Source organism: Bacillus badius NBRC 15713 (genome assembly GCF_001591605.1).
GTDB classification, from domain to species: Bacteria; Bacillota; Bacilli; order Bacillales; family Domibacillaceae; genus Pseudobacillus; species Pseudobacillus badius.
On the sequence record NZ_BCVF01000004.1, the window covers coordinates 77366 to 91549 of the forward strand.

Here is a 14184-nt window from a genome sequence, read left to right on the forward strand (position 1 = left end):
CTCCTTCAATATATGTGGAAATGAAAGCGATGATTACAAAAAAGCTAGCTGCCCGCGGGCAGCTAGCTTTCTATGGCTCTTTCTTTTCCTCTTTCTTCTCTGTGTCGTTCTTTCCTTCTTCTTTCTGAAGTTCTTTTTCTTGCTGGTCAAATAAGATTTTCTCGTTTTGCTTCATCAGTTTTACTATCAGTTTTTGGCCCTTTTTCACCGGAACTCCCGGTTTAATATTTTGACTGACCACATAGCCTTCTCCGGTGTAGCTCACCTTTAGACCAGCAAGATTCGACGCCTTCATCACATCACGCAGCGACCAATTTTCCATATTCGGCATCGTTGTTTGTCCGTCTGTTTGCAAGATTACTTTTTCTCCCTGCAAAAGAGTTGAACGAGCGGATGGGGATTGTCCAATGATTTTCTTTCCTTCCCCCATAACGATTGGATTCACTTGTTGACCTTTTAATTCCTTAACAACCTCACTGACTGCTTTTCCTTCAAAGCTTTTCAATTTAATCGCTTTTGCTGCCGGTGTTTGTTTCGGCTCAATATTTAAGTACTGCAGGCTGTTGCGCATCACCGGATTGAAAATTTTCGAAACTGGGACGGAACCTGATTCCCCTTCAAGCTTTGGCTGGGCAACTGCAGCATAAACAATAAGCTGAGGGTCTTTAGCAGGCGCCATTCCTAAGAAAGAAAAGATATAGTTATTTGCTCCATGCAAATAGCCGCCATTAGGATTGGGCATTTGAGCGGTTCCAGTCTTCCCCGCCACTTCATATCCTTGAATTTGATAGATGCGCCCTGTTCCGTGCTCAGCTGTCGTTACGGTCTTAAGAACTTCTCTCGTCTGTTCAGCCGTTGCTTTGGAAATGGGCTCTCCCACTTTTTCCGGTTTATTTTTTACGATCGCTTTATTGGTCTTATCATCTACTATTCTATCAATGATATAAGGGCGCATCATATTTCCATCGTTTGTAATTGCGGTAGCCGCCTGAACTAATTGCAGCGCTGTCACTGTCGTTCCCTGTCCGAAAGCAGTGGTAACTTGTTCGAGCGGATAATTGTACAAAATCTGTCCTTTCGCCTCATTAGGCAAGCGGATACCCGTTTGCTTTCCGAAGTGAAAATCATCCAAATATTGCTTAAATACCTCTGGTCCCATTTTTTCCAATAAGTTAGCCATCGCTACATTCGAAGAACGCTGTACTCCCTCCAGATAAGTGATCGTTCCCCAGCCCGCACCTCCATTATGGTCGCGGATCGCCGACCGGCCTACTTGGTATCTTCCAGATTTATACGTCTCCTTCGGATGGAACACACCTTCTTCAATAGCCGAGGCCAGTGTGAAAATTTTCATTGTAGAGCCCGGCTCAAAAGAGTACTCTACCAAGTCATTGCTCCAGTTATCTCCAAGACCGGCGCGCGTATCGGGATGGAAAGAGGGACGCTGGCCCATTGCCAGAATTTTTCCGGTCTTTGCGTCAGCAACAAGGGCAAAAGCTTTCCCTGGCTTGTACTCTTTCTCCACGTCATTCAAGGCATCTTCCAAAAATGTCTGGATCTTTGTATCCATCGTTAAATAGACGTGATCTCCATCATCCGGCTCTTGGATCATCTGCTTTTTATCCTGAAGCAAGTACCCCCATAAATCGCTCTTATATTGGATCTTTCCGTCTTTTCCTCTTAAATATTTTTCATAGGCTTTTTCAATGCCCATTTGCCCGATTGTGCGGTGAATCACTTGATTCCCTTGCTTTTCTTCTATCTTTTGCGTAAAGCCGATTAGGTGGGAAGCAAATTTGCCGTTAGGATAGAACCGCTTGGAATCCCTTAAAAAAATAATCCCCGGCAGCTCCTCTGCCTCGATTTTCTTTTTTGTGCTATTGGATAAATCACGGCCTTGCTTTCCGAACTCCACTTGAAAGGCCCCTTTTTTCTTGAAACGCTTGAGACGATTTTCAATTTCACTTTTATCCATATCGATATATTTAGCCAGCACTTCTGCCGTCTTCTCTGGATCCTGCACATGCTTCGGTTTTTCCGGATTGGTCGTTATTGAAGAATCTAAAATCGCGGCCAGTGTGAAAGATGTGGCATCCTCGGCAATGACTGAACCATGCTGGTCATGAATCGTTCCTCTGTTGGATTCTAGTACATCGGTGCGCAAATATTTTTGCAAGGCTTCATTTTTCAAAGAGTGACCGTCTGCTTTTCCAGTTATTTGTATCATCAAAAAACGGGCAAATAAGACAAAAAAGAGCAGGGCGAATATTACAAATAATATCGCTGCTCCTTTTTTCATATTCATACGATTTTCATTCATTGCGGCTGCACAACCTTAATATTTTGTTCACTCAAATCCAACCCTAGCTCTTTGGCACGCTTCCAAATTCTTTCGTATGTACTCTCTTCGCTGACTTGAGCTTCCAGATCATGGTTGATTTTTTTCTGATCCTTAATCTCTTTTTCCACATCTTGAATATCTTTATTTATTTCATATAGGGCCGCTTGCGTGGAGACAATCTTTGCTCCCACAAAGCAAATCATTAAAGCAAATAACAGAAACAGCAATTTTTCCCCCGGTGTAAACAGGCGCTTTTTCATCTGTTGCTTTTTTTGCTTCGCTGCCGTTTTCTCTTCATGCCTTATTTGTTGTTTTCTGGCTAGATTGCTCATGTTTTCACCCCTGTTTATTTTATTTTTTCCGCGATGCGCAGCTTGGCGGATCGCGCCCGGTTGTTTTGTTCAAGTTCCTCTTCAGATGGCAAAATCGGCTTGCGGGTGATCAGCTTCAATTCCGGCTGATACTCTTCTGGAATGACCGGCAGCCCCGGAGGAAGGTCCGGCCCTTGGCTTGCTTCTTTAAAAATCGTTTTGCAAATGCGGTCTTCAAGCGAGTGGAAGGTAATGACACTGATCCGTCCTTTAGGATGCAGCAGTTCGATCGATGTTTTTAAAGACTCTTCGAACACACGCAATTCATCATTTACAGCAATGCGAATCGCCTGAAAGATTCGCTTGGCCGGATGGCCTCCCTTTCTGCGGGCAGGAGCCGGAATGCCTTCCTTAATTAATTCGACTAGCTCGCCCGTTGTTTCAATCGGTTTTTCTTCGCGAGCTGCCTCAATTTTGCGGGCAATCTGCTTAGAAAACTTCTCCTCCCCGTATTGGAAGAAAATCCTTACCAGATCCGCATACTCCCAGTGATTAACCACATCATAGGCACTCACCCCGCCTGTTAAATCCATTCTCATATCGAGCGGTGCATCATGATGATAACTAAACCCTCTTTCCGGTGTATCGAGCTGAGGGGAAGAAACACCAAGATCATATAAGATGCCGTCTACTTTATCGACCTGCAGCCGCGCAAGCTCTTCTTTTATATACTTAAAATTGCTCTTAATAAATGTCACCTTGTCTCCAAAGCGGCTCAACCTCTCTGCCGCATGGCGAATAGCTGTTTCATCTTGGTCAAAAGCATACAGCTTGCCTTTATCACCAAGCAGCGACAGAAGATATTCACTATGTCCTGCTCCGCCAAGCGTGCAATCGACATAAACGCCGTCTGGTTGAATATTCAGCCCTTCTACTGTTTCCTTTAACAGTACAGTTGTATGTTCGAAATTCATCTGTCACCATTCCATTCAAATTCTAGATATCAAAGTCAATCATCTTTTCGGCAATTTCCGAGAAGGATTCCTGTGATTCTTTAAAGTAGTCTTCCCATATCGGCCGGCTCCAAATCTCAATGCGGTTCGATACGCCAAGAATCACGCATTCTTTCTCAAGGCCGGCATAATTAGAGAGTGTCGTTGGAATATTAACCCTGCCCTGTTTGTCAAGCTCGCAATCATTTGCCCCTGAGAAGAAAAAACGCATAAAAGCACGGGCGTCCTTCTTAGTCAGCGGCAGAGTCTTCAGCTTTTCTTCAAGCACTTGCCACTCTTCAAGCGGATAGCCAAACAAACACTGGTCCAGTCCGCGCGTAAGCACAAATGTTTCTCCTAAGCGCTCACGCAGCTTTACAGGTATGATCAATCGGCCCTTTGCATCAATATGATGATGGTATTCACCCATGAACATACCCGATTCCCTCCACTTCCAATCCTAACTGTACCACAACCTCCCACTTATCTCCACTATTTTTCAATTCTCCAAAAAGGAATAATTCCCTTCTTGCTAGCGGCTTTTTTCGTTCGATGCTTTCTGCTCCAAAAGGCTTTTTTTCTACAAGACTGTTGAAAGGTCCTATAGCCAAAGGTGAAATTTCCTCCTCCATAAACATTTACTTCCAAAAACGACATGGTTTTTATGAAAATTGAAGGATTTTCACGGATATAAAAAAAACCGGACCTAAAAGACCGCAGAAACGATCTCTTAGTCCGGCTTTCTCCGCATGATAAGCGGGCACTCCTTTAAAGGAGTCGAAAAAGCTAAAAACCATCATCAGTATGATGAAAGAGCTGTTATATTTTCACTAAGTAATGCTTTCCTGTAAAAGGAAAATCAAATGCCATAAGTTCATGAACAAAATCCGGGCCGTATTTATTTAAATATTCATATACGTTCCGAATCCGTTCTTGCGGGGAGCCTAACGGCCTGAGCGCATTTTGCAGCTTCTCATATTTATTCAATACAACTTCATGACGGCGCTGAATCATTTCATCTGTTTTACGTGTTAAAAACGCGAGCTGCTTCAAATGAAACTCACGGTTTTTTAAGATGACGGGCACGGTTTCTTGATGAAGGTTCTGAGCACGCTTTTCCAGTTCATCGTACTGGGCCATTAATGATTGTTCAACCCCCTCAATCATTTCATGGAAGTGGTCATCCCTGACCGAGTGCCAAAATCGCTCTTTAGGCGCTTCGATTCCCTCCCGGACAGCTAAATCGAGAGGCACGTGAAGCTCTTCTAAAGATCGGACAACTCCTCTTTCCACAATAGTCATATTCAAGCGGGCCTCAATCGGCGGCATTTTCATATCAAGCTGTTCAAATGCTGTTTTTAATTCTGCCCAGTAGGCAATTTCTCCCGGTCCCGCAATAAAAGCGAGCGTCGGAAACAGCCATTCTTGCATAAGCGGACGGGTAACGACATTGTTGCTGAATTTTTCCGGTTCCCTCTCCAGCAAATTAAGCAATTCGGCTTTTTCATATTGAAGGACGCCATCTTTACTGGAAAATCGTTTTGTCTCTCCATCATACTCCAGCAGAACTCTTTCTTGATTCTCATAAAGAAATAAATTAGCAGCAGAAGCGGACAGCTCGATCATCTGATTAAATTCGAGACCGGCCATGACCTTTTGCTCACGGTGAACTGCCTCAGTAATAACCTCCGCCTGCTCAATCAGTTGCTTGAAAAATGGCTTTTCAAGCTCCCGCAGAGGTTTGAAGGCGGAATCGATGACTAACAGCCCGTAGCGATGGAACAATGAATGAACAAGCCGGCTGAAAAACTCAGTCACTGAAGAAGCAGCCTCTGCTTCTTCAGAAACATGCCTAAGCAGTTGTTTCGTATAGTCTGTTTCTCCAAAATTCGCGAAGACCTTCTTGATCCAGACTTTCATGTGTTCCTTATCATACAGAATATCGGACACCATTTTCTTTCCGGTTATTCGTTCAGGATAAGTAAGCTTTTCGATAGATGATTCACGTTCCACATACACATGATTGACTTCAAGAAAATCATGATCTTCGCCGGCAATCCAGAAAACCGGAACAACCGGGATGCCCAACTCGCTTTCTTGCTGCTGCGCTAACTTAATAATTGAAACAATTTTATAAATCGTATAAAGCGGACCTGTCAATAAACCCGCTTGCTGGCCGCCAATCACAACAGCAGAGCGTTCATCTCTCAGCTTTTCCAAAGAAGCGGCTACCTCTTCAGAAAAAGCAAAAGGTTTCATATACGCCTCAATGCATGCGGCAAGAGGCCCTCTTTGGTAAGTACGCGCCTGCAAGTCAGCCGCCCTTTCTTCATAAACCGTGCCAGCAGACAGATTATAATGAAAAAAGTCAGTCACCGGTGCTTCCTGCTTTAAATAGAGAGAAGCAAACCGGTTAATTGCAGGAACGGAAAGTGATTCCAACTCCATATATGTACTTCCTTTCTTCGCACATTTTACTTGTTTGAGTATATCATTTATCTCGAAAAAGGAACAATCTTGCGCTTCACTCTGCCTCTTTGTATTCCAACCCTTTAATCATATAATATAAAGCCTGTAACGCCGGCAGTTTCAGATCTTTTTCGGCTGCTTGTGAGAGAACATACCCAAGAATCGCATCGACCTCAGTAGGGCGCTTAGACTCGATGTCTTTTAGCATAGACGAACGATTCGGGGCAGTTTTCCGGCAAATATGCACAATCTCCTCCCATGCACCTGCACTCAGTTTATTGGCAAAGACAGACGAAAATTCCCGGTAAATCGTTTTAGCCATTTTTAAATAGTAAGGGTTGCTTATGAGTTCGCCATTCGTCACCCGCAAAACAGCCGTCAACGGATTAATAACCGAATTAGCCGCCATTTTTCCGAGCAGCATCGACTCATAATCAGCTTTCCATTCAAATGGAAAGCTGGGAGCCGCCTGTTCAACAATAGCAGAGATTGCCCGCTCATCTCCCCTAAACACCGCTATCTTCGTTTGGCCGCGCCCGCGGACATGGATATCAGCGGTATCCGATTTAAGAACCCCATGCTCCACTGCCGCTACATATAGATGCTGATGAGGAAGAGTCTTCAAAACAGTTAAGTGGCTCATTCCGTTTTGCAGGAAGATAAGCGCCGGGGACAAGCTGCTCTCTTTCAGCCTTTCTAGAATTGCTGGAAGCTGATATTGCTTCACAGCAATAAATATGCAATCCATTGCATGCCGCGAAAACTGATCCATTGGAGCAGCTTCCGGAAAACGAACCGATAGTTCTCCCGCCTCCTCAACCTTTATCCCTTTTGTCTGAATTGTATGGGCTTGTTCTTGTGTTCTAGTAAATACTGTAACAGGAAACCATTGCGACAAGCTTGCTGCAAAAAAAAGCCCAACCGCTCCGCCGCCGATGATGCCGACTTTCACCTTGTTTTACCCCTTTCACAAAAAATGAATGACTTTTTAAGTAAATCCCCCAAATTGAAAGCGTTCCCAATCGTAGGTATTCATTTCTATTCTTTTCTATTATATAATAGGTATAAATATTAGCTTACTAAAATTTCATATTTTATATACAGATCGAGGAGGAGTAACAAACATGGCAGTAACAGTTGAGAATCTTAAAATGAACTTTAAGACAATGGACGAATTTAAAAGCTTCAAAGAATACGGCTTAGAAGAGCTTTCCATGCTTGAAGAGTTCCAAATCTACATGGTTGAAGATAATGCCACCTCTCCATTCTATGGCATTTATTACGGCGATAAGCTTGCAGCCCGGATGTGCCTTTATGTAAAGAAAGATGGAGCTGCCCTCTTAGAGAATGGACCAGATCAATATTTAGAAATTTGGAAGCTGGAAGTTCTGCCGCAGTATCAGCACAAAGGTCTGGGGTTAAAGCTGGTAGAATTCGCCAAATCGTTCAACCTGCCAATCTTGACTAAACCGAAAGTTAAGTCCCACACATTCTGGGAAAAAATGGACTTCTCTCCTCTTTCCGAAAACAGCTCACGGCTCATTTGGAACCCCGCTGCCTCCACAGGCCAGAAAATCAGCTGATTTCCCTGTAATTAGACATGCCGCATTTTCACAGCCATGAAAATGCGGTTCTTTTTGATCGCTTCACTTTTTATTTAAAAATCCATCCACGGCCCGATGATGATCCTCTTTTGCCCAAAGAATCGCGCATTGCCTTACCTCTTGCATCATCCGGTCATGCAAGCCGGTTGCCTCCCATTTGCGGATTTGGATTTGCTTATATGCCGATAATACCCCGCTCGACACCGATAGTTCCTTCTCTAAAAAACTCTCAGCTGCCGCTTCATCCGCTTCATCAACGACCTGGTTAATAAATCCGATGTGATCAAGCTGCTCGGCCCGGTAAACGGAAGCTTCAGACAATAATTTCAACGAGTGGGCCGTCCCGATCCGCTCAAAAAGCAGGGTGCCGCCTCCCCAACCTGTGGTGATTGCCAAACTCCCTTGGATAAAGCCTAATTTAGCCCCTATCTTTGCTACCCGGAAATCACAAGCTGATGCAATTTCACATCCGCCTCCTACAGCTGTACCATTAATTAAAGCAATCGTCGGCTTCGGAAGGACAGCCAAACGGTATAAAATCTCGCCCATTTTTGACAGCATTCCATAAGCCTCCTCTTCTGTGCGCAACGCATGAAACACTGACAGATCGCCGCCGGAACAAAAAGCCTGTCCCCCTTCTCCTGTGATCACGAGAGCTCGAACATCAGCTGATGACGCCTGTTCAATCGCCTCCTGCAATCCCTCCATAACACGAAAATTTACAGCGTTCCTTGTATCCACACGCGTAATAGTAAAGATCAGCACGCCGCTCGGAAGACACTTTATCCGATAATCCATCATACCCCTCCTCTTGTCTTACATTGTAGCTTGTCCTCTCTCTTGTCTTCAATACAAAAAAGCGAAGAGCCATGGTCTCTTCGCTTTTTTTCACAAATAAGATCGCCAGACAGGCCAATCAATTATTTGCTTACTACTTCTTTTCCTTTATATGTTCCGCAATTTTTGCATACACGGTGAGCAAGTTTCATTTCACCGCAATTCGGGCATGCTGTCATACCAGGTACTTGCAATTTAAAGTGTGTACGGCGTTTGTTCTTTTTCGTTGTAGAAGTTCTTCTAAAAGGTACTGCCATTATTTCCACCTCCTTAAAAGAGAATATAAGTATGTGAAGCCAGAATTAGCTGGTACTTCTCAATTTTTATCCGATTTAAAAAAGTCTGCCAGCCCTGCTAACCGCGGGTCCACTTTATCTTCTTTTACTGAAGCTTGTTCTTCGCTCTGAAGTTCCCACCCTTTTCCAGTGGCAATCGTATGTTCATCGGCTTCCTCGCTGATTACCTGCATCGGCACTTCAAGAAGAATCTCCTCTTCAAGAACCGGGTTTAAATCAACAACATCACCTTCAACTAAATGAACATCTTCATTTTCTTCATAATCACTAAATGAAGAAGCTTTGACAATAAACGTCTCCAATAAAGAGAATTGGAATGGATACTCCACATCAACGAGTGTACGTGAGCACGGCAAGATCATTGTTCCTTTCACATCCAAATGAAAGGTTACTTTATCTGATCCTACATCAGCCCTTCCCGTCACATGAACTGGAGGCAAATGTCTAATCTGCGTGTCGCGAGCTTCCAAACGGCTCATATCAACCATTTCATCAATCAGCAAGCCATTATCACGAGATTTTTGTAATTGAATAATTGACCATTTCATCATCGTTATCACCTCAAGGCAACAAAAGTAATTATAGCTTTCACAAAAACGTTTGTCAATATATTTTCTTGACATTAAAAAAAAGCGAAAAAGCCTGCTCTACTCCGCCGAAAAATGTTCCTGCCGCTAACATTTTAACAGGGCGTGCTGACTTATGATAGATATTGACATTCGCTTTATGCTACTTAACAATAATATTAACAATAACACGAGTATTAATAAAAAAATAGCAAAGGAATATTTTATATGAAAACAGTTGGCATTGTTGTCGAATATAACCCTTTTCATAACGGTCATTTATATCATGCGCAAAAAGCGCGTGAAGCAGCCGGAGCAGATGTTGTGATGGCGGTCATGAGCGGCCATTTCCTGCAGCGGGGCGAGCCGGCGCTTGTTAACAAGTGGGCCAGGACACGGATGGCTCTTCAGAACGGAGTAGATATTGTCGTTGAGCTGCCTTATGCTTTTTCGGTTCAAAAAGCCGAGTATTTTGCTAAAGGAGCAATTACGATCCTTGAAAAATTATTTTGTGATGCGTTTTGCTTCGGCAGTGAAAACGGTCAGGTGTCCTCCTTTATAGAAACTAAGCAACAAATGGATAAACATTCCAAATCACTTGATCCGCTTGTTCAAAAATATATGGGAGAAGGCTTCAGCTTTCCAAAAGCACAGACACTGGCTAGAGAGTCCTTGTTTGGCCAGCGGCTGCCGCTGGATCTTTCAAAGCCCAATAATATTTTGGGCTTCCATTATATTCAAGCCAACGAAAACCTGCCGCATCCGATGACGCCGCTCACTGTGAAGCGCCAGCAGGCTGATTATCATGATGTCACATTAAGCAGCCAGCCGATCGCAAGCGCCACCGGCATTCGAAAAGCCATTATGGAAACAGGCCTTGAAACCATTGAACCTTATGTTCCTGCCGCGGCATTTGCTGAACTAAATCATTACCTATCTGCCTATGGGCATCTTCATCATTGGGATTTGTACTGGCCTCTTCTTCAGTATCGGTTATTATCCAGTTCAACGGAGGAACTGGCACAAATATACGATGTGTCAGAAGGCATTGAATACCGGCTGAAGGAAGCTGCCCGGCAATCAGCCTCTTTCACCGAATTTATGGAATCCGTGAAAACAAAACGCTACACTTGGACGCGAATACAGCGTGCCCTCGTCCACATCTTGCTTCATGTGTCAAAAGAGGAAATGGGTGCTGCGCTGGAAGCCGTGCGCTACATCCGCCTGCTCGGCATGAACAGCCGCGGGCGCGAATACTTAAACAAAGTGAAGAAGAACTTGTCCTTGCCGTTCATTACAAAGGCGGCTGTATTCAAGGAAGCATTAGCCCTTGACCTAAAAGCCGCGGAGATCTATGCGCTCGGTTTGCCTTCTCATTCTTCCCATTCCCTTCTTTCGAGCGAATTTAACGAGCATCCGGTCATTTTGCCTTGATTAAAAAAGGGCCGCCCTTAAAGGTCATGAAACTGACTTTAAGGGCGGCTTTTTTTCTTTGGAAGCACAGATAGTCTCTTTTACTTTCCATTAAGCAAATAAGTTAAAGCGTCATCAAAGGTGTGCACAGGTACAATTTTCATTTTCGTGTCAATGTCCTTGGCAGTGCGTACCGCTTCCTTATAATTAGACACGATGCCAGGCACACGCTTTTTCAATTCCGGAGAAATATGGTCATCAGGGGCGAGAAAAATTTCTGCTCCCGCTTTGTCCGCAGCTACGACTTTTTGCGCGATTCCACCGATTCTTCCTACCGTACCATCAGGCTCCATCGTGCCAGTACCTGCAATTTTCCGGCCTTTTGCCACATCTTCCTTGACCAATTGATTGTATATTTCCAAGCTGAACATTAAGCCGGCAGACGGTCCGCCGATGGAGTCGGCCTTTAGCTTTACTTTCGGCTTGCTGACTAATTTTTTCTGATCAGCTAGTCCAATGCCCATCCCAGTTTTTTGCTGATTGCCTTCGAATTTCTTAAGCGAGATGCTTTTCTCCATCTTCTCTTTATTTCTGATAAAGGTAATGGTTACTTTCTCGCCAGGCTGCTTTGTTTGAATATAGTCAGTGAATAGCCGCGATGATTTAAATTCTTTGCCATCTATAGCAACAATGCGGTCGCCTGCCTCTAACACCCCTTCTGCTGGCATGCCAGGGAACACGTTCAATACATAGACGCCTTCATACTCGAAAGTGTAAGGCTTCTCTGCTGCGTCAAAGGCGACCGTAATGGCATTTTGCTGCGAATTGGACATTAAATACTGCTGGCGGATGTTGTATTCATCATTTGTTTCATGCGGGCTGCGCACTTCTTCCACAGGCAGAATTTCTTCATAATCGCGCAGCGAAGCAAGTGCGTAGGTAATATAGTTGGCTTCGCCCATTTTAATGGTAGTCAGCATTAACGTGCCCTCGTCCTTTTTCCCTCCCGCTACTTCCACGATCGGCTTTAGAGCATGAGCATCTCCTGGCTTCATTACGTAATAAGGCAAATCAATAAAAGCGGCTCCAATTAATAAAAGTATAAAAACATAAATAAGCGGCATCCATTTATTTCTCATGCGGCTGCTCCTTCCAATCGTCCATCTCTGCTATAATTTCTGGTATTCGCCGTTCTGTTTCTTCTTCTCCGGCTATAATGATCTCATCAATGCACGTAAATGCTTTTGAGCTGTACATCTCCACCGGCGGACGGATCATGACGTGTGATGCCGTCTGCCGGTTTGCGATAATCTCCATTTGCAAAATATCAATGCTTTGCATGATGACATCAAAAATTGTTTGAATTTCCACGTTTGTCTTCACTGAGGATACATCCACGCCAATAATAATATCCGCTCCCATTTCCTTTACAACCGATACGGGAACTCTGTCAATGACGCCGCCGTCTACCAGCAGACGGCCATCAATTTTTTCCGGCACAAAAATGCCGGGAATAGCAATGCTTGCCCGGACCGCATCAGCCACCGGGCCGGTTTTGAATACGACTTTCTCGGCATTTTTAATATCTGTCGCCACGATGGCAATCGGAATATTTAAATCCTCAATATTTTTTCCATGTGTAAACAGGCGGATAAAATTTTTAATCTTTTTGCCGGCGATAAAGCCCATTTTAGGGATCATAAAATCCAAGAAGTACTTCCTGCGAAACGCTGTTGACAGCTTATGAAGCTGTTCCATATCGTGACCGGTCCCGTATAGGCTGGCAACAAACGAGCCCATGCTGCTGCCGGCAATCATATCGATAGGAATATCCGCTTTCTTCAGCGCCTTCAATGCACCGATGTGGGCAAACCCTCTTGCCCCACCCGCTCCTAAAGCGACACCTATTTTCGGACGAGCCAATGCAGTCCCTCCCGTCTGCAGATTTCTCTTTTAAGCTATGGTCTATTTCTCATTTGTATGAGTATATTGTTTAGAAACAGGACAAGTTTCTTTCTCATTTCCAGACTCCTATCGATCCGCTAACTACTGCTATTTTACCTGAAACATACAATGAATCCTAGAATAGAGCCTGGCTTTTGAAGAACAGGAGGTATAACATTTGGCTTCTACTCAGGTAAAAACCATTCTTTTAGCTATGGGCGTAACCGCTTTTGCCTGTTCATTAATCATTTTTCCCGAAATTTCTTTTGAAGCGTCCATTCGGGGGTTAAATATGTGGTGGGAAATCGTTTTTCCGTCGTTGCTCCCCTTCTTTATTGTTTCCGAAATGATGATCGGCCTCGGGGTTGTCAATTTTATCGGTGTCTTGCTTGAACCGCTCATGCGCCCGCTTTTCAGAGTGCCCGGGGCTGGCGGTTTTGTCTGGGCAATGGCAATGGCTTCCGGCTTTCCCTCCGGCGCTAAATTGGCGGCGCGCCTCCGGCAAAATGGGGAGCTGTCCCGCATTGAGGCCGAACGGCTTATCTGCTTTACTAATTCATCTAATCCGCTTTTCATTTTCGGAGCCGTTTCTGTCGGCTTTTTCTACAACTCCCATCTCGGCCTGCTGCTGGCGGCGGCCCATTACGGGGGCAATTTCTTAGTTGGACTTACGATGAGATTTTATGGCTCAAGAAGCGAAAAGAAGGCAACAGCTCCTGCTTCCTTTTCACTGGCAGCTGCTTTTTCCGCTATGCACAAAGCAAGAAGTCAAGATCGGCGGCCGATCGGCAAGCTGATGGGAGACGCCGTCCTCTCCTCTATTCATACTTTGCTCATGATTGGCGGGTTTATTATCCTTTTCTCTGTATTAAACAAAATTCTTTTTCATGTTCATATTACCTCTTTGCTGGCAGCAGGAGCAGCTAAACTGCTTGTATTCCTCGATTTGCCGGCCGGGTTAAGCATGCCGTTTATTGCCGGACTGTTCGAGATTACCTTGGGCAGCCAGATGGTCAGCCAGGTTCAAGATGTCCATTTGATGGAGCAGGTAGTCGTTGTCAGCTTTATTCTTGCTTTCAGCGGGATGAGCGTTCACGCGCAGGTAGCCAGTATTTTGGCGGACACGGATATCCGGTTCCGGCAGTTTTTGTTTGCCCGCTTTCTTCACGGCATATATGCAGCCGGATTTGCCTTTTTTCTATGGAAACCGGTTTATGAACAATCTTTTCTTCCGCAAAATGCTCCGCCGGCCGTTCCTGTTTTTCTTTATGAAAAAACAATATGGGAAAAGCTGTTGCTCTATTTGCAGCAAATCGGACCGGTCTTCACTATTGCTATGCTAATTGCTTATTTATTCTTTTATGTAGCTGCCCGGAAGTAAGAACAAAAAACACCCCATAAGTGTTAGTTT

General features: G+C 44.4%; 15 protein-coding genes. 3 read left to right on the plus strand and 12 right to left on the minus strand.

What is annotated here, in order from left to right:
- Window positions 1–70: 70 nt before the first annotated feature.
- The 7 genes from BBA02S_RS03315 to BBA02S_RS03345 all read right to left on the minus strand — a co-directional run bounded on the left by BBA02S_RS03315 (window position 71) and on the right by BBA02S_RS03345 (window position 7065).
- Window positions 71–2320, minus strand: coding sequence for a penicillin-binding protein (locus BBA02S_RS03315; protein WP_041113088.1), 2250 nt, complete (start codon window positions 2318–2320; stop codon window positions 71–73).
- Entirely contained in the window at window positions 2317–2673 is a 357-nt protein-coding gene (ftsL, locus tag BBA02S_RS03320; protein WP_041099814.1) for a cell division protein FtsL, read from the minus strand. Before ftsL ends, BBA02S_RS03315 begins: the two co-directional genes overlap by 4 nt.
- A gap of 14 nt (window positions 2674–2687) precedes the next feature.
- Window positions 2688–3626 carry a 16S rRNA (cytosine(1402)-N(4))-methyltransferase RsmH gene (gene rsmH, locus BBA02S_RS03325; protein WP_041099810.1) on the minus strand — a complete coding sequence of 313 codons (939 nt, stop codon included), beginning with the start codon at window positions 3624–3626 and terminating at the stop codon, window positions 2688–2690.
- Between the two features lie 22 nt (window positions 3627–3648).
- Window positions 3649–4080 (minus strand): division/cell wall cluster transcriptional repressor MraZ, encoded by a 432-nt coding sequence (gene mraZ / locus BBA02S_RS03330; RefSeq protein WP_041099808.1) that lies wholly within the window; start codon window positions 4078–4080, stop codon window positions 3649–3651.
- On the minus strand, window positions 4067–4255 hold the full coding sequence (locus BBA02S_RS03335; protein ID WP_156136639.1) for a hypothetical protein: 189 nt from the start codon (window positions 4253–4255) through the stop codon (window positions 4067–4069). Before BBA02S_RS03335 ends, mraZ begins: the two co-directional genes overlap by 14 nt.
- A 208-nt stretch (window positions 4256–4463) precedes the next feature.
- Complete coding sequence (gene bshC, locus BBA02S_RS03340; protein WP_041099804.1) at window positions 4464–6092, minus strand: bacillithiol biosynthesis cysteine-adding enzyme BshC; 1629 nt, start codon at window positions 6090–6092, stop codon at window positions 4464–4466.
- Window positions 6093–6168: 76 nt separating this feature from the next.
- Entirely contained in the window at window positions 6169–7065 is an 897-nt protein-coding gene (locus BBA02S_RS03345; protein ID WP_041099802.1) for a 2-dehydropantoate 2-reductase, read from the minus strand.
- A 172-nt stretch (window positions 7066–7237) separates the two neighbouring features.
- Here BBA02S_RS03345 and BBA02S_RS03350 point away from each other — a divergent pair, with 172 nt between their 5' ends.
- Window positions 7238–7696, plus strand: coding sequence for a GNAT family N-acetyltransferase (locus tag BBA02S_RS03350; RefSeq protein ID WP_041099800.1), 459 nt, complete (start codon window positions 7238–7240; stop codon window positions 7694–7696).
- Window positions 7697–7759: 63 nt separating this feature from the next.
- Here the strand turns inward: BBA02S_RS03350 and BBA02S_RS03355 are convergent, their stop codons facing one another.
- The 3 genes from BBA02S_RS03355 to BBA02S_RS03365 form a co-directional block, all read right to left on the minus strand.
- Window positions 7760–8515 (minus strand): enoyl-CoA hydratase/isomerase family protein, encoded by a 756-nt coding sequence (locus tag BBA02S_RS03355; RefSeq protein WP_174521396.1) that lies wholly within the window; start codon window positions 8513–8515, stop codon window positions 7760–7762.
- A gap of 122 nt (window positions 8516–8637) precedes the next feature.
- Window positions 8638–8811: a 50S ribosomal protein L32 gene (gene rpmF / locus BBA02S_RS03360; protein WP_041099796.1), complete on the minus strand. Its 174-nt coding sequence runs from the start codon at window positions 8809–8811 to the stop codon at window positions 8638–8640.
- A 59-nt stretch (window positions 8812–8870) separates the two neighbouring features.
- Window positions 8871–9401 carry a YceD family protein gene (locus tag BBA02S_RS03365; protein ID WP_305954904.1) on the minus strand — a complete coding sequence of 177 codons (531 nt, stop codon included), beginning with the start codon at window positions 9399–9401 and terminating at the stop codon, window positions 8871–8873.
- A gap of 243 nt (window positions 9402–9644) precedes the next feature.
- Here BBA02S_RS03365 and BBA02S_RS03370 point away from each other — a divergent pair, with 243 nt between their 5' ends.
- Window positions 9645–10850 carry a nucleotidyltransferase gene (locus BBA02S_RS03370; protein WP_041099792.1) on the plus strand — a complete coding sequence of 402 codons (1206 nt, stop codon included), beginning with the start codon at window positions 9645–9647 and terminating at the stop codon, window positions 10848–10850.
- Between the two features lie 80 nt (window positions 10851–10930).
- Here BBA02S_RS03370 and BBA02S_RS03375 read toward each other — a convergent pair whose 3' ends face one another.
- Both BBA02S_RS03375 and BBA02S_RS03380 read right to left on the minus strand, forming a co-directional pair.
- Entirely contained in the window at window positions 10931–11968 is a 1038-nt protein-coding gene (locus BBA02S_RS03375; RefSeq protein ID WP_041113086.1) for a SepM family pheromone-processing serine protease, read from the minus strand.
- Window positions 11958–12752, minus strand: a complete 795-nt coding sequence (locus BBA02S_RS03380) for a patatin-like phospholipase family protein (protein ID WP_041099789.1) — start codon at window positions 12750–12752, stop codon at window positions 11958–11960. The genes BBA02S_RS03375 and BBA02S_RS03380 overlap by 11 nt, the downstream gene beginning before the upstream one ends.
- A gap of 199 nt (window positions 12753–12951) precedes the next feature.
- On the opposite strand from BBA02S_RS03380, the gene ylbJ reads away from it, so the two are divergent.
- On the plus strand, window positions 12952–14154 hold the full coding sequence (ylbJ, locus tag BBA02S_RS03385; protein WP_041113085.1) for a sporulation integral membrane protein YlbJ: 1203 nt from the start codon (window positions 12952–12954) through the stop codon (window positions 14152–14154).
- Window positions 14155–14184: the final 30 nt, after the last annotated feature.

Coding starts and splice junctions, on each gene's coding strand:
- BBA02S_RS03315 (WP_041113088.1), bottom strand. CDS start 2,320: ATGAATGAAAATCGTATGAATATGAAAAAAGGAGCAGCGATATTATTT.
- ftsL (WP_041099814.1), bottom strand. CDS start 2,673: ATGAGCAATCTAGCCAGAAAACAACAAATAAGGCATGAAGAGAAAACG.
- rsmH (WP_041099810.1), bottom strand. CDS start 3,626: ATGAATTTCGAACATACAACTGTACTGTTAAAGGAAACAGTAGAAGGG.
- mraZ (WP_041099808.1), bottom strand. CDS start 4,080: ATGTTCATGGGTGAATACCATCATCATATTGATGCAAAGGGCCGATTG.
- bshC (WP_041099804.1), bottom strand. CDS start 6,092: ATGGAGTTGGAATCACTTTCCGTTCCTGCAATTAACCGGTTTGCTTCT.
- BBA02S_RS03350 (WP_041099800.1), top strand. CDS start 7,238: ATGGCAGTAACAGTTGAGAATCTTAAAATGAACTTTAAGACAATGGAC.
- BBA02S_RS03355 (WP_174521396.1), bottom strand. CDS start 8,515: ATGGATTATCGGATAAAGTGTCTTCCGAGCGGCGTGCTGATCTTTACT.
- rpmF (WP_041099796.1), bottom strand. CDS start 8,811: ATGGCAGTACCTTTTAGAAGAACTTCTACAACGAAAAAGAACAAACGC.
- BBA02S_RS03365 (WP_305954904.1), bottom strand. CDS start 9,401: ATGATGAAATGGTCAATTATTCAATTACAAAAATCTCGTGATAATGGC.
- BBA02S_RS03370 (WP_041099792.1), top strand. CDS start 9,645: ATGAAAACAGTTGGCATTGTTGTCGAATATAACCCTTTTCATAACGGT.
- BBA02S_RS03375 (WP_041113086.1), bottom strand. CDS start 11,968: ATGAGAAATAAATGGATGCCGCTTATTTATGTTTTTATACTTTTATTA.